This is a genomic window from Halanaerocella petrolearia, assembly GCF_054657875.1.
Map to the genome: position 1 here is coordinate 897,372 of NZ_BAAHXW010000001.1, position 20,043 is coordinate 917,414.

A 20,043-nucleotide genomic window follows, 5' to 3' on the forward strand; every position below is an offset into this window, starting at 1 on the left:
TTTATAAAGTTAAAATTATAATAGATCATCAGCTACATGATAGTCTGGATCTTCTATATTAACCTGTATAATACTTTCAGCATTTTCTAAAAGCAATTGACAGTCTTTACTAAGATGTCTTAAAATAATTTTCTTTCCTACAGCAGAGTATTTTTCAGTAATAGAGTCAATTGCCTCAATAGCAGAGTGATCCATTACCTTAGAATCTTTAAAATCAATTATAATATCATCAGGGTCCTTATTAATATCAAATAAATCTTTAAACTCTAATACAGAAGCAAAGAATAGCGGTCCATCTATTTCATAGATTTTAGAACCTTCTTCATTCTCCTCTACATTAACATGGATAGCTTTCCCTTTTTTCCAAGCAAACATCACTGCAGATAATACTACTCCTATAATTACAGCTGTTGCTAAATTAACAAATACTGTAACCAAAGTAACTGCTATTACCACTATAATATCTTCTTTAGGAATTTTATTTCCGTACCTTAAACTTTCCCACTTAAAAGTTCCTATTACAACCATAAACATAACTCCTACTAAACCTGCTAGAGGAATAGCATTTACAAAACTTGAACCAAACATTATAAATACCATTAGTGCTGATGCTGCTACTAATCCTGATAATCTTGTTCTACCACCAGATTTGATATTGATAATAGACTGACCTATCATAGCATCTCCGCCCATTCCTCCAAAAAATCCAGTGACAGTATTAGCCATCCCCTGTGCAATACACTCTTTATTAGTATGACCTCTAGTATCTGTCATTTCATCAATTACTCTAAGTGTAAGCACTGCCTCTGTCAATCCTACAAGTGCCCCAATTAAAGCATAAGGAAAGACAACCTTTAGCATATCTAGGCTTATTTTTATTTGAGGTATATGAAATTTAGGTAATCCACCCTTTAATTCCATTCCCGCAAAGTCTTGTACAGTTCTTAAATGATAGCCATTGTTATCTAAAACAACTGCAATAATTGTCATTACAACAATAGCCACTAAACTTGATGGAACTGTTTCAGTCAATTTAGGAACAAAATGAATAATTGCCATAGTAAAAGCTACAAATAATAACATTATCGCCATATCAGATGCAGGCATCCAGACTTTCTGTACCATCTCAACACCATCTACTATTACTGTCCTATTTACTTTAAACTGTTCCCACTGGGCCAAAAACATAACTATGGACAACCCATTAAGAAAACCAAGCATTACTGGATAGGGTATCATTCTAGCATATTTTCCTAATTTTAGTACCCCTATTGCTATTTGAATAATTCCCATTAGAACTACTGTTGCAAAAAGATACTCTAAGCCATACTGAGATATTAGTGAAGCAAATACAACTGAAACAGCAGCTGTAGATGAGCTTATCATCCCTGGTCTGCCAGTAAAAAGAGCAGCTATAAGTCCCATCATAACAGCAGTTTGTAGACTTATAATTGGACTAACACCTGCTACAAATGCAAAAGCCACCGATTCAGGAATCAGGGCCAAAGCTACTGTTAAACCAGATAATACATCATCCTTAATCATCTGCCTGTTCATACCTTCCTTGATTCTTTTTACCATAAAAACATCTCCTCCTTATATTCTTATAAACTTATATGAATGCTTTTATAATCACTTATTAAATTATTAACTTAAACTGAAGATCTTCTTATATCAAATTATAGTTATAATATACAAAACTTAATCAGCTTATTGTTACCTATACTAAAAGGCTTGAGCGCGAAAAAATTATAACATACATTACACATCCAGTAAAAGATTAAATGAAATTTCCTTCATTCTGACTTTTATTAATTGGATATATTATCTTTACATAATAAAATGCAGGTGTTATAGAACACCTGCATTTAGAGATTAATTATTTTCTTTCTGAATATATTCATCAATTGCTTTAGCTGCTTGCTTTCCAGCTCCCATAGCTTCAATTACTGTAGCAGCACCAGTAACAATATCTCCACCAGCAAAGACTCCTTCTTTAGAAGTCTGGCCAGTCTCTTCATCAGCTTTAATTGTACCCCACTCAGTTGTTTCAATCTCTGGTGTATCCTTTAATAAAATTGGATTAGGGCTCTGTCCAATGGCCATAATTACTGTATCAACATCTATTTCAAATTCAGATCCTTCAATTGCAATTGGACGCCTTCGACCTGATTCATCAGGCTCTCCTAACTCCATCTCAACACACTCTATACCTGTCACAAAACCTTCTTCATCACCTAAGATACGAGTTGGATTATTCAGTAATTTAAATTCAACTCCCTCTTCTTGAGCATGGTGAATCTCTTCTTCACGAGCTGGCATCTCTTCTCGTCCTCGACGATAGACAATCATTGACTCTTTTGCTCCTAACCTTAAAGCAGTTCGAGCAGCATCCATAGCTACATTACCAGCTCCTACAACAGCTACTTTATCTCCTACATGAACTGGTGTCTTATACTTAGGGAACTTATAAGCCTTCATTAAATTAACTCGTGTTAAGAATTCATTAGCAGAATAGACTCCATTTAAATTCTCTCCTTCTAAACCTAGGAACCGAGGTAGACCAGCCCCTGTACCAACAAATACAGCATCATAGCCTTCTTCAAATAATTCATCTACACCTTTAATCTTACCAACTACTTTATTAAGCTCTATATCTACACCTAAATCTTTAATCTTTTCTACTTCATCTTGCACAATATCTTTTGGTAATCTAAACTCAGGAATACCATAAGTTAAAACTCCACCTGGTTTATGAGAAGCCTCAAAGATAGTTACTTGATAACCCATCTTAGCTAAATCAGCTGCCGCAGTCAATCCAGACGGGCCAGCTCCTACAACTGCTACCTTCCCTAGATCCTGCTTAACTGGCTCAACCTGCTCACTATCACGTATATAATCAGCTACAAAACGTTCTAATCTACCAATAGCTACTGGTTCATTCTTGATTCCTACTATACACTCAGCTTCACACTGCTCCTCTTGAGGACAGACTCGTCCACAGATAGCTGGTAGATTATTCTTTTCTTTTACCTTATGAGCTGCCTTCTCAAACTTGTTTTCTGTTATCAATTCAATAAATTCTGGAATATCAATTCCTACTGGACAGCCTTCTTTACACTTAGGATTAGAACATTGTAAACAACGTTTAGCTTCTTTTATAGCTATCTCTTCATCGTAACCTAAAGCTACTTCACCAAAATTATTTGCTCTTTTCTGAGCATCTTGTTCTGGCATCTCATGTTTTACTGATTTTTGTGACATTGATACTCACCTCCAGCGTGTCCACATTCTTCAACTTCTGATTCATGTTTTACATAAAATTGTTGCCTACTCAACTGCTCATCAAAATCTACTAAATGACCATCAAAAGCTGGACCATCTACACAAGCAAATTTAGTCTCATTATCAACAGTTACTCGACAACCACCACACATACCTGTCCCGTCAATCATTAAAGAGTTCAAACTAACCATAGTTTCTAAATCATATTGAGCTGTCAATTTAGAAACAAATTTCATCATAATCATCGGGCCAATAGCAATAGCCAATTCAAACTCTTCTCCTGATTCTAATAACTCTTCTAACACATCTGTTACAAAACCTTCATGTCCTTTAGAACCATCATCAGTAGCTATATATAGTTCATCACTTATATCATTAAATTCTTCTTCTAGAATCAACTTCTCAGCTGTCTGAGCCCCTAAAATACTAACCACTTCTGCTCCATGCTCTTTTAGAGACTTAGCCTTAGGATATAATGGTGCATTACCTAATCCCCCACCAATACAGACTACTTTATCATAATCTTTAGTCTCAATTGGCTCACCTAACGGGCCAACTAAATCTAAGAAGGCATCCCCTTCATCTAATTTACAGATCTGACGACTACTAAAGCCTACCTCTTGTATAATGATTGTAATTGTTCCTTGATCTCGATTGTAATCAGCGATTGTCAATGGAATTCTTTCTGCCTGCTCATCTACTCTAACAATTAAAAAATGACCTGGTTGAGCTTTAGCAGCTACTTCAGAGGCAGCTACTTCAAGACGCACAATCTCAGGCGCTAACTTATCTTTTGCTAAAATCTTATACAACTTATTGCCCTCCTCAATACTTATTTAGTGTCAGTAAAATCAAAATTCAATAATTTGAAATTCTACAAGTCCTTCAGACTCTTCATGATTGTCTCTATAAGTTCCAACAGAAACTTTTCGTAATAATTTTTTACTCACACTCACACGACTACTGACACTATATATCAATTAATCTCTCTAAATACTACATAGTTACTCATAATTATATCAAGCCTTCTTTTAAAAGCAAGAAAAAATAGCAGGACCAGTAAAGTTGGCCCTGCCTTTTACAACTCTAGCTATAATATATTAAGTATTACTTAGCTTACCTGTTCTAAATCTGAATCCTCACCATAAAAGGCCTGCTGATAAATCTTCTTCATATCTTCAACTGTAGGCTCCGCTGGGTTAGTTAAAGTACATGGGTCATCTTTAGCATTAGCAGACATTCTATCTAATACTTCTTCAAAGTCTTCCTCAGTAAATTCCATCCAGTCAATCTCACTAAAGGAACTAGGGATATTTAACTCTTCATTTAACTCTCTTACAGCATCAGCTAAATTATCTACACCTAAAGCCGCTTCAGCTCTGGCAAACTTCTCTTTAGCAGATTCATAATTAAACTCAATTACATAAGGCATTAAGATAGCATTAGCTAATCCATGTGTAATATGCAACTCTCCTCCAATCTTATGGGCCAAGCTATGTACAATACCTAAAGAAGAGTTAGAAAAGGCCATTCCTGCAATTGTAGAAGCATTATGCATCTTTTCTCTAGCTTCCATATCATCACCATTTTCATAAGCCTTAGGTAAATAATCAAATACTAGATTAATAGCCTTTAAAGCTAAAGAATCAGTATAATCACTAGCACCTGTAGAAACAAAAGCCTCAACAGCATGTGCTAAGACATCCATACCAGTATTAGCAGTAATATGATCTGGCATAGTTGCTGGAATCTCAGGATCAACAATTGCAACATCAGGAATAATCTCTGGAGATACAATTGGATACTTAATACTTTTCTCAGTATCAGTAATTACAGAGAAAGCAGTAATTTCAGAAGCAGTACCACTAGTAGATGGAATAGCTACAAACTTAGCCTTATTTCTTAACTCAGGTAAAGAACCTACTTCAATAATATCTTCAAATTCAAGCTCAGGATGTTCATAAAAAGCCCACATAATCTTAGCAGCATCTAAAGCAGATCCACCACCAATAGCAATTACCCAATCAGGTTCAAAATCTAACATCGCTCTTTTACCTCTTAGTACTGTCTCAACTGATGGATTAGGTTCTACTCCATCAACTACTCGAGATTCAATTCCAGCTTCAGCTAAATAATCTTTAGCCTCATCTAAAAAGCCAAACCTTTTCATAGAACTACCACCAGTAACTAATACAGCTCGTTCGCCATCTAACTCACTTAAGTAACCTAATGTCTTTTCACCAAACTCAACATCACGAGGAATCATAAATGAATTCATATGTATTAACACTCCTTTGTGATTTTTTTAACTATTTACTTTGTTAATAATATAACATGGATTAGATGTATAGTCAAGATTGATTGATAATATAGTTCCTAAACTCTTTGTGAATATCTACTCACACTAATCACTGAAATTTTATAAAAAATAAAAAGAACACGGCATTCCGTGTCCTAAACTAAACTTCTTCAACTGCTAAATTAATATCAAATTGTCCTATTTCAGTCTGTAGCGAAATATTTAATACCTGATTTACATCTAAGGATGTAATCTCCCCTTCACCAATCATTACCTGCGGAGGAGTTATATCACATTCATAATCAACTTCTTCTAAATTAGTCATAGCATGACCACTAATGATATTAGCCAACTCTCCAATAGCTGATGTAACAAACTTATCTAGCTGGTCTATCTCCATTCCAGACATCTCTGTTACAATCTTTAAGGCTAATTCTTCAGAAAAGCTGAAAATAATTCTTCCTCTTAAATCGCCAGTAACTCCAATAGAAATATTAGCTTTTTTTGTAGCAATTACATCTTCTTCTGTAGTTATCTCATCTTTATCTGCTTCTAATTCAAACATATTCTTTAATACTTGATTAGTCGCAATAAAAATAGGATCTATATATTCTGTCTTCATATTATCTATACTCCTTATCAATATGTTCAGCAAGTTGTTGATCTTCTTCAGCTACATGATTGATCAACCAAGTCAATATCCTACCACTAAATTCCATAATTAAACCTTCATTATATTTATCCTGCTTAAACTCTTCTTGAAATTCTCTTATCTGCCCTTTAAATTCTTCATGAACTTGATGATGCTCTTCATAATTAGGATAATCATACTTCTGTTGAAACTTTTCTTCAGCATTAAAATGTGCTACTACATACTCTCCCATGAAATCTAATGTTTCTTCTATCTTTTCAGCCTTTATTTCTTTATCTTCTTTACCTCGTACCACCTGAAGAAAACTATTAAATCGTTTAAATAACTCTTTATGTTGTTGATCAACTTCTTCAATTCCTATCTTTAGACTATCTTTCCAAATCATATCTTTCACCCCTTATTTTTCATCTTTATTAATAGACTATCAATAATAATTACTAGTTTCAAGTTATAATAATTATTATTTTACCATTATTAATAACAAAAAGGATAACCTATTATGGCTATCCTTAAACTTTTAACGTTATAAATAATTTTTAGGTTATAGAACAATAACTTCTTTACGGCACTTCATAGCCCATTGAACTTTCTAAGATTTCAAACCATTGTTGCCTTGTTAAATTTATTTCTGTTGACTTGGCTGCTGTTTCTATTCTCTCTATCTTACCACTACCAACAATTGGAACTATATTAGCTGGATGATTTAATAACCAAGCATACATAATCTGATCAATACCTTCTACAGCAACTTCTTTTGCTATCTTCTCTAAAGTCTCTCTGACTCTAACTGCTTTCTCTTCTTGTGAATTAAAGACACTACCCCCAGCCAGTGGAGCAATTCTTTCTTCTTGACATCTTTCAATTGTACCATCTACAAAGTTTTCTAGCTCCATTACAGAAATCTCAATCTGATTTGTTACCAACGGAAAATCTAATCTAGAACTTAACATATCAAATTGCGAAGCTTTAAAGTTAGAAACACCAAAGTTTAGAACTTTACCTTCCTCCTTTAGCTGATTAAATGCTTCTGCTACTTGATCTGGATCCATAAATGGATCTGGTCTATGAATTAATAGTAAATCAATATAATCTGTATTTAGATTCTGCAAAGAATTATCTACCGATTGAATTATATGTTCTTTACTGGTATCATAATGTTTAATCTTATGTTCAGGCCGATTAGGGGAGACTAATTTAATTCCACACTTGGTGATTAATTCTATCTTCTCTCTTAGTTCTGGTTTTAATGCTAATGCCTCACCAAAGATAGATTCACAAGTATAGCCTCCATAAATATCAGCATGATCAAAGGTAGTTATTCCTAAGTCTATACATTGCTCAATTAATTCTAGCACTTCTTGCTGTGACATATTCCAGCTTGATAATCTCATTAAACCATGTACTACTCTAGAGATTTCTAAATCATCTGATAAGCTAACTTTTTCAACCATTTTCCCCCTCCTTAAATTATCTAATAATTACTGGTTCTCTAAACCTAGTGCAGCAGTTCCTATGGCGTTATCGCTACTCCACTTAGTATCAGCAAAGTGTAACTTAGCCCCTACTGCTTTATGTTCCAGTCTTTTCTCTAATCTATCTCGAATATATTGATTAGCAGATACTCCACCAACAATTAAGATATCTGTTAATCCTTCTTCCTTGATTGCTTTCTTTAGTATCTTCTCTAAACTATTAGCAATTGCTTGTTGAACCCCAAGAGCAATATCTGCTTTATTCTTATCTTGGTCAATCAATCTCATAGCTGCTGAAGCAGGTCCAGAAAAACTGATTTGATATCCATCTACTGCTGAAGGAATAGTTACTCCCTTTAATTCACCATCTGTAGCCAATTCTTCTAAAGCTGGACCAGCTGGAAAGGATAAACCTAATTTAACTCCGATACGATCAATAAATTGTCCAGCATGTAAATCTTGACTACCACCTAATGTCTCTATCTTAAATCCAGCTCGTTTCGAAACTGAAGTTACCTTTAACAAGTCAGTAGTTCCACCTGAAATATGTACTGCTAAAAATTTATCAACTTTTAAGTCAGATGACCAGACACCGGCCATCAAATGACCCTCTTGATGAGAAACTTCAACTAAAGGAATATCTAATATCTTGGTTATAGTCTTAGCCTGTCCTTCTCCTACTCTAAAAACAGGCATATAGGAATCTTCTTTCGAACGTGGTCTAGTACTGACTACTACTTTAGTCAGTTCTTCCTCTTTATGATCTATTACTTCTTCTAGTACTTCTGGTAACTGATTAACATGTTGAAAGACTGCCTCTGATTGGCGTAAACCTCGATGCCCTTCCTTTACTTCTAATAATTTTCTAGTTTGATTTATTAACCTACCAGAAGAGTCCATTAAAGCAGCCGAAGTAGTATAATTACTGGTATCAATCCCTAGAATCAATGTACTTTACTCCTCCTCTTTTAAATCTAAACTATTAGCTACTTTACCTAAAATCCCATTAACAAACTTACCTGCTTTTTCTCCACTAAAGTTTTTGGCTAATTCTATTGCTTCATTGATTGAAACTGGTACTGGAACTTCCTCTTCGTATAACATTTCATACAAGGCCAACCTAATAACATTTCGTTCTATCTTCCCCATTCGATCAGTCTTCCAATCTGAAACATTATCATCAACCATCTGATCTAATTCATGCTGTTTATGATAAGTACCTTCAATAATATCAGATAAGAAGCTACCTCTTAATTCTAACTTTGGCCTTTCCTCATGTAAATTTTCTAAATTCTTAACTAATCCTTGTTTATTAATATCTGCCTGATATAAAAACTGAACTGCAACTTCTCTAGCTTGACGTCTAGTTATTGTCTGTGTCATTTTAACCCTCCAAAAATTTAGAATTGATTTTAATTTTTTAACTGTCAATTATAAATTGTCCATTGTCAATTGTTTTATTATCTATTCTCTATATTGTTGTGGGAAAATTTCATCTAATACATCTCTAAAATCTTTACGATTATCATATCTAGCTCCTAGATAATAACCAATACCCATACACATCATAATAAATAAAGCTGGAATAACCCCAAAACTAATAATCAATAAAGCAGCCAATAAACCTATTACTAATCCTAGAATTCTGCCTCTATAATCACTTAACCAGAGCAATAATTGCTCTAAATTATCGAATTGAGTCACCTTTAACACCTCTTTTAATCTAGTCTTACATCTGTACTCGTATCTGTATAATCCTCTTCCCGGCTAACTTCATTGATTAAAATCTCTATTTCTTCTACTTCGGCTCCAGTAGAATCTTTAACCTGTTCTTTAATTTCTTCCTGTAAATGCTCAGCTATTTCAGAAACATTGGCCCGAGAAATAATTGATAGATTCAATAATATATTGACTCCTTCTTCTGTAACATCAACTTGAGATTGAATATCTTCAACCTCCTCTTCTTTAGATACTATCTCTTTAACTAAATTTTCTATTGCTGCTAAACTAATCTTTATAGTACCTAATTGGCCTTGAGATACTATAGTCTGCTTAGCTCTTCTCTTTTTAGGTAAAAATAGTTGTAGTATACGTAATGAAATTAAGAAGAGAATAAATCCTCCAATCCCTAACAAGCGTAGGTCTTGATTAATTAAATTCATCAATTGAATACCATTAACCCACCCCATAAAAGTCCCCATCATTGTCAGAGAAATAATAATTGATAATAGAGTAAGCAGTAACACGAAAAAACGGTCTAAATACTGCATCTATCTACTCCTTTCTTTAACAGAAAGTTACTTTACTAATATTTTGCCTTTATTTAAGAATATCTTTGACTAATTATTAAAACTTATTCCTAATATTTGTAATAAAAGAAGAAAAAGCTAACTCAAAACGAGTTAGCTTTTTAATAGTTCAAAGATAAGATTGCTTTGTCAAGTTACAAATTAATTAATTATTATCTGACTCGTGGTAGTTCAGTAGCTTCTGGTTCTTCTAGTTCAGTTGTTTCCTCTTCTGGCTCTTCGGTCTCTTCTTCCTCTTGTTCCTCATGGAAACTAACTCCTTGAACATGAACATTAACTTCAACAACATCTAAACCAGTCATACCTTCTATAGCTTGCTTAACATTATCTTGAATATTCCAAGCTACTTCAGGAATCTTAACTCCATACTTCATAATTACATATAAATCAATAGCAGTTTCAGTCTCTCCTACCTCAACTTGAACACCTTTGGATAAGTTCTTACGACCTAACATCTCTGCAATTCCACCAGCTAAACCACCACTCATTCCAGCTACCCCTTCAACTTCAGTTGCAGCCAAGCCAGCAATAATACTGACTACTTCATTAGCAATTCTAATAGCACCTACACCATTTTTTTCTTCTTCCATATTGCTGCCTCCTCTATTAAAGCTTAATCATCTTGATCATCAGAAAAGTGTTTAGGAATAAAACCAGTATCAAAGGTACCAGCAACAAACTCATCATTTTGTAATACTTCTTGATGGAAAGAAATAGTAGTATTAATTCCTTCTATCTTAAACTCTTCTAAAGAACGTAATGCTCTACTTAGAGTCTCTTCTCTATCTGCACCCCAGACAATTAATTTAGCTACCATTGAATCATAATGAGGTGGTATTAAATAATCTGGATAAGCAGCACTATCAATTCTAACTCCTAAACCACCTGGAGTAATATAATTCTCAATCTTACCTGGAGAAGGTCTAAAGTCTTTAGCTGGATCTTCAGCATTGATTCTGCATTCAATAGCAGTACCATTAATCTCTATATCATCCTGAGCATATCCTAATTCTTCTCCAGCAGCAATTCTAATCTGTTCTTTAACAATATCTATTCCTGTCACAAACTCAGTTACAGGATGTTCTACCTGAATTCTAGTATTCATTTCGATAAAATAATAATTATTATCTTTGTCTAATAACATCTCAACTGTTCCAGCATTATAATAATCTACTGCATGAGCAGCTTTAACTGCTGCTTGACCCATTTCTTCTCTTAATTCTGGGTCTATTGCTGGAGATGGAGCTTCCTCAATCAACTTCTGATGTCTTCGCTGAATAGAACAGTCACGTTCTCCTAAATGAACTACATTACCATGCTCATCAGCTAAAATCTGAAACTCAATATGTCGAGGATTTTCAACATATTTTTCTAAGTAAACTTCTGCATTACCAAAAGCTGCTTCAGCTTCTGAACTAGCAGTCTGAATAGCCTGAGCTAACTCATCTTTATTATGAGCAATTCTCATACCTCGACCACCACCACCAAAAGAAGCTTTAACAATAACTGGATATCCTATCTCTTCTGCTCTTTCTATAGCATCCTCTTCACTAGTCAAGGCTCCTTCAGTACCTGGTACAACTGGTACTCCAGCTTCAATCATTGTCTCTCGAGCTATGGCTTTATCTCCCATCTTTTCAATAGCTTCTGCTTCTGGGCCAATAAACTTAAAACCACACTCTTGGCATACTTCGGCAAAATGAGCATTTTCAGACAAGAAACCATAACCAGGATGTATAGCATCAACATTAGCTATCTCTGCTACACTAATTAAGCTTGGAATATCAAGATAGCTTTCATTAGAAGGAGCAGGGCCAATACAGTAAGCCTCATCAGCATACTCGACATGTAAAGCATTCTGGTCAGCTTCTGAATAAACAGCTACTGACTCAATCCCTAGCTCCCTACATGCTCTAATAATTCGTACAGCAACCTCACCTCGATTAGCCACCAACACCTTGTCAAGATCAAGCATTCTATCACTACACCTTTCAAGATTCTTTACCCTATTCATCTTATATTTTATTTAATAAATTTTAGTTCTAATTCTACTCAAATAATATTTCTAATTATAAACAAATTATAATTTTTCTACTACAAATAATGGCTGACCATATTCAATTGCTTCAGAATCATCAACTAAAATATCTACAATCTTACACTTAAATTCAGCTTCAATCTCGTTCATTAACTTCATAGCTTCAATAATACAGACTGTATCTCCTTCTTCTACTACATCTCCAACTTCCACAAATGGATCAGCATCTGGAGATGGGCACCGATAGAAAGTACCTACCATTGGCGCTTCAATCTCTTCACCATCTACCTGTGCAGTAGTTTCTGTTTCAGCTGGTGCTTCAGTCTTTACTTCTGTAGTCTCTGGTGCAGCTTGAGTTGTTTCCCTTTGAACAGGTGCTTCTGTCTGCACTGTAGCTACTTCATTACTAGCTTCTTGTGTAACTACTTGACCACCTTTCTTAATACTAACCTTTGTACCATCATCTTCTAGATTGATTTCAGAAATATCAGTTTCATTTAACATCTCAACTAATTCTTTAATGTCTTTAAGTTCCATATCTTCTTGGGCCTCCTTATCAGTTTCTTCTTGTCCTTGTTCAGGTTCTTCTTCTCCAAAGATATCTCGTTCCTTTTTCTTTTGCTTCAGGAACTTTAATCCCATTTGTGGGAATAATGCATAAGATAGATAATCTTCTTCCTTCTCTACATATTGTTCAACTTCATCCTTTATATTATCCAAAGTCGGCTCTAATAAATCAGCTGGCCGACAAGTAATTGGTTCTTCATCACCAATAGCCTTCTTCTGTACCTCTGGATTGATTTCTGCTGGAGGTTTACCATAGTAACCTTTGATATAAGACTTAACTTCATCAGGAATAACCTTATATCTCTCTCCTAATAGTACATTAAAGACTGCTTGCGTTCCTACAATCTGACTAGTTGGTGTTACTAATGGTGGATAACCTAAGTCTTCACGCACTCGTGGTATCTCTCTTAGCACATCATGAATCTGATCTAGAGCATCTTGCTCTTCTAACTGAGATACTAAATTAGAGATCATACCACCTGGCACCTGATGGGAGAAAGTCTGCATATCAGTAATCTTAGTTACTCCCCGGTTAAAGCCACGCTTTCTTCTGATTCTTTCAAAGTAACTATCTATATCAAATAATAGATCAAAATCTAAACCAACATCATACTCTGTATTCTGCCAAATAGCATTCATTGTCTCTACTGGTGGTTGAGAAGATCCAAAAGCTAAAGATGCAGTTGCAGTATCAATTACATCTGCTCCTGCTTCTACCCCCTTAAGATAAGTGGAGATAGCCATACCACCAATATAATGGCTGTGTAATTCAACTGGAATATCAAGCTCGTCTTTTAGAGCTGATACCAATTCATAAGCTCGATATGGTTTAAGCAACCCTGCCATATCCTTGATACAGAGAGAATTGGCCCCCATTTCCTGTAAAGTTACAGCTGTCTCTACATAGTGCTCTATTGTATGGACAGGACTAATAGTATATACAACTGTAGCTTGAATATGCTTCCCTGTCTCTTTTACTGCTTCTATTGCTGTCTTCATATTTCTAACATCATTTAAAGCATCAAAAATTCTAAAGATGTCTATTCCATTCTCAGCTGCTTTATGAACAAATTCTCTTACTACATCATCAGAATAATGCTTATACCCCACTACATTTTGCCCTCTTAATAACATCTGTAAAGGAGTATTATTAACATAACTATCTAATAAGCGCAACCTCTCCCAAGGATCTTCATCTAAATATCTCATACAGACATCAAAGGTTGCACCTCCCCAAACCTCCATTGCATTATAACCTACTTCATCCATTTTACCAACTATTGGTAACATGTCTTCAGTTCTCATTCTAGTAGCCCATAAAGATTGATGGGCATCTCTTAAAGTCGTATCAGTAATTCCAACCTTCTTCTTATCTACCATACTTCTCCCTCCTAAACTGCTCTTTTTATTATTCTATGTCTAAAAATAAAATCCTTTACAAAATCAATACCTTTTATAAAAATACCTCAATCCTATACTATATTAATCTATTATAAATAATTATACATCATTATGCAATAAAAATAAAAAACTCAGGTTAACGAAGATTTAACCCGAGTAAGCGGTGAATGTGTCTTATAATTATATCTTTTCTTAAATATTTTGTCAATTCATTCAGGTTTCTTTTCGATAATAGTAATATCCTGTAAAGAAACTCCAGTACTATTAACTATAATATCACCAATTTTAGCTACATCATCTCTCTGTAATCCTGTACTAGCTATTACTAATTCTACAGAATCGTCATGAATAAAAGCAATTCCATCTTCATATCCTCGCGCTCTAATTAAACTTTCAATCTCCATCTCTTTCTCAATATTATTAGTAATCTGTAACAATAGCTTTTGGGCTTGAGCCTTTAACTCTTTATCTGAATTTGGATTATTAATCATCTCTCGTAATAAATTAATCTGTTCACTACGAGCTTGATCACGCTCTACCCTATACTCAACAAAGAAATCTTTATTGCTTTTTTTAGCCTTTTTTTCTACTTTAGCTACATCTAAAGAGTCTGCCTTTACAGATTCTAAACTATTCTCTCCCTTCTTTCGAGCATTAGCTTTAACTTTTTTATTAATATTATTAGTATCAATCTCTACATAACCTTCTTGAGAAGAAACCTGAGCAATATGATCATTAGTACTTGGAGTCTGATGAAGGATTACTCCAGTAACCATACCTACCCAGATCATCAAAATTAAAAACCAACCCAGTCTCTTCTTTAAATTCCATTTGCTCCAAACATTAATTTTCACTTTAATCCCCTACCCTTCTTGTGGTAATATTGCAATCTTATAACTTGGAATTCCTAACCCTACCTCTACTGCTCTAATCAACTCAGCTTTAATATGAGAGTTTGCTGCTCCTTCAGCTACAACTAAAACCCCTCTAATCTTGGGTTTGATCTCTTTTCTGACAACAGGTTTTTCTGATCCACTGCTATCTAAAACTACTAATTTATCTTCTCTTTCTGTTTCAGTAGTCTTTCTAGTCCCCCCATTATTATCCTCTTCCACTATCTCTTTATTAGAATGACTATTATCTCTGACATAGATATATTCAGAACCTGAATCCAAAGTAATATCAACTTGTACCTCTCCTACTCCAGCAACAGTAGCTAATATCCTTTCTAATTTATTCTCTAATTCCTCTTCTACAGAAAGATTATTTGCTGTTGCTTGACTTTTTACTTGCTTAGAGCCTTTAGTGGAAGAGCTAGAAGTAAAGTTGCCAGTAAAATCACCTAACAAAACTAAAATTATACCTGCTAAGCCAAGTAATAATAATGTTTTAGGGATTGGAAAATCACTTTCACCAGTTAAAATATCTTTTAACATCTACTCCCTCCTTTCTATTGGAATTGGACTTGAATCTGATTACTATTTAATCCATATAAAGTAGCAATCACTCCTTTTAGTTTCTCTTCTTTCTCTTCTTTAGGATTGGTTTGCTTCTTATCTGACAAATCAACCTCAACTGGAACAACCTTATTCTCAGTTCCTATTATAGAAATACTAGTTAAATTATTCCTCTGATCTAATTTAACTTTAGTCTCAAAATCCTCTAAATCAGAATTTAATTTAACAACAGAATTTATATGTTGGATTAATCGTCGTTTATAATCATCTGTTAAGTGTTGGTGCTGTTCTTTTTTTAGTGAGTTACCTTGCTGAACTATCTTTTGCCAAGAAATCTTTTTATCTTTGATTAAATCAAAGGTTGGCTGTTCTAACCCCTGATTAACTAACTTTAAAAAAGGAGTTAAAATAGTTAAGATAACAAAAAAACCTACTACTACCTTAACATACTTCTGCATCTTACTACTAGGCAATAACATCTCAATAAAATGGGCCAACAAGACAACCAAAACTAAATTTCTGATCCAATCTCTTAAAAATTCGATCTTTATCACCTCATCATTACTGTAAAGTTAGCAGTTCCTACTACAATAATAATTACAACAAAGAACATTACCCCCACCACTGCTACTGAGCCAAATATACGCAATAAATTACTGGCCAAAGTATTTAAGCAACCTACAATCTTTTGATCACTAACAGGCTGAATAGTTGCCGCAGCAAAACGATAAATTAAAACTAAAGCAAGAATCTTAATTATTGAAAAAGAACAAAACACTAAGATAATTAGAACACTAAAAACACCTAAAGCATTCTTAATTAATAAAGAACCACCAACTACAACATCTAAAGCATTTGCTAAAAAGCTCCCTACTATAGGAATAAAATTACCTGTTAAGTATTTAGCAGTTCTAATAGTTACTCCATCACTGACTGTAGCTACTGTTCCTTGAGTAACAATAGCTGCCAAAAAGATAGTAGTAACTACTCCTAAACCTCCCATAGCCAACTGCCTTAACAGATTGACTAAGCCAGTAACTTTAAATTCATCAGATATATTATTGACAATCTCTAAAACAGTAGAAAAAAAGATCAAAGGAAAGACTACATTCTTGACTATTGAACTTAAAGTATTGACTATTAAAAAGGTAACAGGGTGAAATAAAGAAGCAGAAGTTATATTTCCCATACTAACTAATAAAGAAAGCAATAAAGGAATAATAGCATACATAACTCCCACCATATCCTTAATAGTCTCTTGACCAATAGTTACTGCTATCTTAAAAGAATTAAGAGCTACAATAGCCAATACTAAATAGACAATCCCATTGGCCAACTGACTGACTCTACTACCAGCAAAATTAGCTTGAAAGTTTTTTAATACAGCTACAATCATAGCCAAAATTATCAACTTTCCTAGTAATTTACTATTAACTACTATCTCATCAAATAAATACTGTAATAAACCACGTATTATCTGATTAAATTTATTTTCTAATCCTTCTTTACTAAATAAACTTATAATATCTTTAGGCTCTAAAGGAGGCAGATAGTCACCTGTTTCTTTATTTAGCTTGTCAACCTCATTTTCTAATTTATTCAAATCAAGCTTTTTTAATTGACTCTTAATTATCTCTTCAGGTTGCATCTGTTTAGCTTTATCTTTATCTGCAGCATTAATAGAAGGAACTATTAATAATAATAACATCAACACTATAAATAATTTCCTCATCTTGATCACGCCTTTAAGGTAGAAGTTGTAAGACTGACTCTAAGATAGCCATCATAATTGGCAAACCTAAAATCATAATTAAAACTTTACCAGCAAACTCGATCTTAGAAGCTATAATCTTCTCTCCAGCATCACGACAAATTTGGGCCCCAAATTCAGCTATGTAGGAAATACCAATTGCCTTCAAAATAGTATTTAAATAAATTTTATCAATGTTAGCTTTAACCGCTAACTCTCGTAAAGCATTGATTACTACAATAACCTTACTAAGCATAAAACCAAAAATTATTAAACCGACTACTAAACTCAACTGTAAAGCCAACTCTGGTTTATACTGTTTTAAAACTATAGAAAAAATAGCTCCTACCAACCCCAAACCAACAATTTGGGTAATTGTATCCATCCTTTCCACTCCTTAAAAACCAAATATACTACGAACATTAGAAAATAGCTGATTAATCAACTGAATAATAACCATTAAGACAATAATAACTCCTACTAAAGTCAACATTTGGGCTTGTTCTTCCTTTTCAGCCTGCTTTAGTACCATATTAAAGACTGAAATTAAGATTCCTAGTCCTGCAATCTTAAAGACTAAATCTATATTCATCATTTACTTTTTGGCCCCCTTACTATTGGCTACTAAGTTGTTAATTATATATTAACTAATAATTCTAATTATAACCTCAACTGCTAAGACTAAAAAATTAAAATAATGATGAACAGACCAGTTAAAACCCCTAAATACCGCCACAATTTAACTTTTTCTTTCCTTTCTGCTATAGCTTCCTGATGTATATTATCTAGATGGTCTTGAGCCAAGGTTAGATAACGCAGTTGATCATCACTAGTTGACTGTCCTAAATTAGTACCTAAATTTAACAGTACCTCTTCTTCTGTTTCTTGTAAGGCAGTCTTAGCTATAATATCTACAACTGCTGCTTGCCAAGCCTCTTTAGCTGTTAATCCAGACTCTAACCCTTTTTTAGCCTGAGCAAAGAATAAAGCTACTGGTGTTTCTAATTTAGATTCTAGTTTAGCAAAGGCTTGAGGCAGAGGAGTCATCCCATAACTTATTTCAGTTTGTAGTAATTGTAGCCCTAACTTTAACTGTTTAAGTTGGCTAGCTCGTAAGATAAACTGGCGAGCAACTTTAAAACCTAAGCCTGTACTACTAACTAAGATCAAAAGAACTCCTATCCATTTCATCTTATCCCTCCTACTGCCTAATAATGCGCTCAATTGTACCTGGACCTTCTCTTCTACTCAAGACAATGATTCTCTCAAAAGCATCTATTTCAAATAACTTCTTTAAACTAGGTCTTGTTTTTACTTCAGACAAGTCACCACCATGAACAGTAGTAATTACTCTTACCCCAGCATTTAATGCCTCTTGTAATATAGCGACATCTTCTGCTGTACCAATCTCATCAGTAGCCACTACATCAGGAGACATTGATCTAATTAATAATAAAATTCCAGCTGGCTTAGGTGCTCTATCCAATAGATCAGTTCTAACTCCTATCTTATTCTGGGCTACCCCTTGGTACGCACCACCAATTTCAGATCGTTCATCAACTACTCCTACTTGTACACCTTGAAACTTCAACTTAGTAACTCCATTACTAATCTGTCTTATTAAATCACGTAATAAAGTTGTCTTACCACATCTAGGTGGTGAAATAATTAGAGTATTATAGATATCATCCCTTCCTTTAACTACCTTCCTAATAACCCTATCAGCAGCACCAATAATCTCTTGACAGAAGCGAATATTCAAAGCTGAAATATGCTTAATTCGCTTAATACCAGAATTCTCTCTAATTGCTTGGCCTACCAACCCAACTCTATGTCCACCTGTTAAAGTAATAAAGCCATCTTTTAACTCTTCTTCTATAGAATATATAGAACTATTGGCCATCAAATTCAGTGTGTTTTGGACATCTTCTTTAGTAACTTGATAGGCATGTCTAATATCTGTTACTACTTTGCCTGACTTACTGACTAATAATTCTCCTTTAGTCTTTTCTAGTAATAAAGGATTGTTGGCCCGTAGTCTGATCTCTACTAAGCCTTTTAATTTCCTACTAGAAACTCTATCTATAATACTCCTTATTTTAGGAGCTAAAACTGGTAAAATAGTCTGCTCTAAAGCTTGATTTATTTTCACAAATATCACCTCAACTAGTTAATTATATTAACTGTCTGGTAAAAATATGAATATAAAATAAAAAAATACAAATGGTTCCATAATAAAATAAGGTGCCAAAAAAGTAACTCTAATCTCTAACTTCTAGTAACAAGAAACAAGTGACGAGTAAACTCATAGTATTTTAGGTCTTGTTATTTATCACTCGTTACTCATCACTGCCACAATATATCAATAAAAAATAAACTTATCAAAGTTATACTAAACAACATAGTATATACTACCAACTCTAGAAAGGAGGTAATTTAAATGCCTACAGCACCTTTAGGCACTTTTACCTATACTGTACAAGCTGGCGATACTCTCTATGGAATTGCAGATAGGTTTAATACTACCGTCTCAAATATCCTTGCCTTTAATGATATCTCTGATCCTGATATGATCTATCCAGGCCAAGAATTAACTATTCCTGAATCTCCGCCAGAAGCTATCATCTATACAGTAGAGCAAGGTGATACACTTTATTCAATAGCTCAAGAATATGGAACTCAAGTAGATACAATTGTAGAATTTAACTATCTTAGTGATCCTAATCAAATCTACCCTGGGCAACAACTAGTAGTTCCAGTATCTTTACGTTAGATCGGACTTAAAGTTTAGTACGATAAAATAAAAAAGGAGC

The 20,043-nt window shown here is 34.0% G+C and carries 23 protein-coding genes; 1 reads left to right on the forward strand and 22 read right to left on the reverse strand.

Annotated features, from left to right (window positions below; genetic code table 11):
* Positions 1-15: 15 nt before the first annotated feature.
* The 22 genes from ACYQ39_RS04575 to spoIIIAA all read right to left on the reverse strand — a co-directional run bounded on the left by ACYQ39_RS04575 (position 16) and on the right by spoIIIAA (position 19,382).
* On the reverse strand, positions 16-1,581 hold the full coding sequence (locus ACYQ39_RS04575) for a SulP family inorganic anion transporter (RefSeq protein WP_459840718.1): 1,566 nt from the start codon (positions 1,579-1,581) through the stop codon (positions 16-18).
* Positions 1,582-1,875: 294 nt separating this feature from the next.
* A complete protein-coding gene (gltA, locus tag ACYQ39_RS04580) occupies positions 1,876-3,264 on the reverse strand; it encodes an NADPH-dependent glutamate synthase (RefSeq protein WP_459840719.1) in 1,389 nt (462 codons plus the stop codon).
* Positions 3,246-4,097 (reverse strand): sulfide/dihydroorotate dehydrogenase-like FAD/NAD-binding protein, encoded by an 852-nt coding sequence (locus ACYQ39_RS04585; RefSeq protein WP_459840721.1) that lies wholly within the window; start codon positions 4,095-4,097, stop codon positions 3,246-3,248. Before ACYQ39_RS04585 ends, gltA begins: the two co-directional genes overlap by 19 nt.
* 299 nt (positions 4,098-4,396) lie before the next feature.
* Complete coding sequence (locus tag ACYQ39_RS04590) at positions 4,397-5,563, reverse strand: iron-containing alcohol dehydrogenase (protein WP_459840723.1); 1,167 nt, start codon at positions 5,561-5,563, stop codon at positions 4,397-4,399.
* Between the two features lie 181 nt (positions 5,564-5,744).
* Entirely contained in the window at positions 5,745-6,206 is a 462-nt protein-coding gene (locus tag ACYQ39_RS04595; RefSeq protein WP_459840724.1) for a chemotaxis protein CheX, read from the reverse strand.
* A 1-nt stretch (position 6,207) separates the two neighbouring features.
* Positions 6,208-6,621 (reverse strand): bacteriohemerythrin, encoded by a 414-nt coding sequence (locus ACYQ39_RS04600; RefSeq protein WP_459840726.1) that lies wholly within the window; start codon positions 6,619-6,621, stop codon positions 6,208-6,210.
* Positions 6,622-6,796: 175 nt separating this feature from the next.
* Positions 6,797-7,687 carry an aldo/keto reductase gene (locus ACYQ39_RS04605; RefSeq protein ID WP_459840728.1) on the reverse strand — a complete coding sequence of 297 codons (891 nt, stop codon included), beginning with the start codon at positions 7,685-7,687 and terminating at the stop codon, positions 6,797-6,799.
* A gap of 27 nt (positions 7,688-7,714) precedes the next feature.
* On the reverse strand, positions 7,715-8,656 hold the full coding sequence (locus ACYQ39_RS04610; protein WP_459840730.1) for a Kae1-like domain-containing protein: 942 nt from the start codon (positions 8,654-8,656) through the stop codon (positions 7,715-7,717).
* Between the two features lie 6 nt (positions 8,657-8,662).
* Entirely contained in the window at positions 8,663-9,091 is a 429-nt protein-coding gene (nusB, locus tag ACYQ39_RS04615) for a transcription antitermination factor NusB (RefSeq protein WP_459840732.1), read from the reverse strand.
* Positions 9,092-9,172: 81 nt separating this feature from the next.
* The gene (locus ACYQ39_RS04620) at positions 9,173-9,412 is read right to left on the reverse strand and encodes a DUF2273 domain-containing protein (protein ID WP_459840733.1); all 240 of its coding nucleotides are present in this window, start codon (positions 9,410-9,412) and stop codon (positions 9,173-9,175) included.
* 14 nt (positions 9,413-9,426) lie between these two features.
* On the reverse strand, positions 9,427-9,978 hold the full coding sequence (amaP, locus tag ACYQ39_RS04625; RefSeq protein WP_459840735.1) for an alkaline shock response membrane anchor protein AmaP: 552 nt from the start codon (positions 9,976-9,978) through the stop codon (positions 9,427-9,429).
* Positions 9,979-10,169: 191 nt separating this feature from the next.
* Positions 10,170-10,607, reverse strand: a complete 438-nt coding sequence (locus tag ACYQ39_RS04630; RefSeq protein ID WP_459840737.1) for an Asp23/Gls24 family envelope stress response protein — start codon at positions 10,605-10,607, stop codon at positions 10,170-10,172.
* Positions 10,608-10,630: 23 nt separating this feature from the next.
* Positions 10,631-11,992 carry an acetyl-CoA carboxylase biotin carboxylase subunit gene (gene accC / locus ACYQ39_RS04635; RefSeq protein WP_459840739.1) on the reverse strand — a complete coding sequence of 454 codons (1,362 nt, stop codon included), beginning with the start codon at positions 11,990-11,992 and terminating at the stop codon, positions 10,631-10,633.
* A 105-nt stretch (positions 11,993-12,097) separates the two neighbouring features.
* Positions 12,098-14,002: an acetyl-CoA carboxylase biotin carboxyl carrier protein gene (accB, locus tag ACYQ39_RS04640; protein WP_459840741.1), complete on the reverse strand. Its 1,905-nt coding sequence runs from the start codon at positions 14,000-14,002 to the stop codon at positions 12,098-12,100.
* 230 nt (positions 14,003-14,232) lie between these two features.
* Positions 14,233-14,877, reverse strand: a complete 645-nt coding sequence (locus ACYQ39_RS04645; protein WP_459840743.1) for a SpoIIIAH-like family protein — start codon at positions 14,875-14,877, stop codon at positions 14,233-14,235.
* A 9-nt stretch (positions 14,878-14,886) separates the two neighbouring features.
* Complete coding sequence (locus ACYQ39_RS04650; RefSeq protein ID WP_459840744.1) at positions 14,887-15,459, reverse strand: hypothetical protein; 573 nt, start codon at positions 15,457-15,459, stop codon at positions 14,887-14,889.
* Positions 15,460-15,473: 14 nt separating this feature from the next.
* Entirely contained in the window at positions 15,474-16,034 is a 561-nt protein-coding gene (gene spoIIIAF, locus ACYQ39_RS04655) for a stage III sporulation protein AF (protein ID WP_459840746.1), read from the reverse strand.
* On the reverse strand, positions 16,031-17,212 hold the full coding sequence (spoIIIAE, locus tag ACYQ39_RS04660) for a stage III sporulation protein AE (RefSeq protein WP_459840748.1): 1,182 nt from the start codon (positions 17,210-17,212) through the stop codon (positions 16,031-16,033). The genes spoIIIAF and spoIIIAE overlap by 4 nt, the downstream gene beginning before the upstream one ends.
* A gap of 13 nt (positions 17,213-17,225) precedes the next feature.
* The gene (gene spoIIIAD, locus ACYQ39_RS04665) at positions 17,226-17,615 is read right to left on the reverse strand and encodes a stage III sporulation protein AD (protein WP_459840750.1); all 390 of its coding nucleotides are present in this window, start codon (positions 17,613-17,615) and stop codon (positions 17,226-17,228) included.
* Positions 17,616-17,627: 12 nt separating this feature from the next.
* Positions 17,628-17,822, reverse strand: coding sequence for a stage III sporulation protein AC (spoIIIAC, locus tag ACYQ39_RS04670; protein WP_459841650.1), 195 nt, complete (start codon positions 17,820-17,822; stop codon positions 17,628-17,630).
* 89 nt (positions 17,823-17,911) lie between these two features.
* Positions 17,912-18,421, reverse strand: coding sequence for a stage III sporulation protein SpoIIIAB (gene spoIIIAB / locus ACYQ39_RS04675; protein WP_459840752.1), 510 nt, complete (start codon positions 18,419-18,421; stop codon positions 17,912-17,914).
* 10 nt (positions 18,422-18,431) lie between these two features.
* Positions 18,432-19,382: a stage III sporulation protein AA gene (gene spoIIIAA / locus ACYQ39_RS04680; RefSeq protein ID WP_459840754.1), complete on the reverse strand. Its 951-nt coding sequence runs from the start codon at positions 19,380-19,382 to the stop codon at positions 18,432-18,434.
* Between the two features lie 288 nt (positions 19,383-19,670).
* On the opposite strand from spoIIIAA, the gene ACYQ39_RS04685 reads away from it, so the two are divergent.
* Complete coding sequence (locus ACYQ39_RS04685; protein WP_459840756.1) at positions 19,671-20,003, forward strand: LysM peptidoglycan-binding domain-containing protein; 333 nt, start codon at positions 19,671-19,673, stop codon at positions 20,001-20,003.
* Positions 20,004-20,043 lie beyond the last annotated feature (40 nt).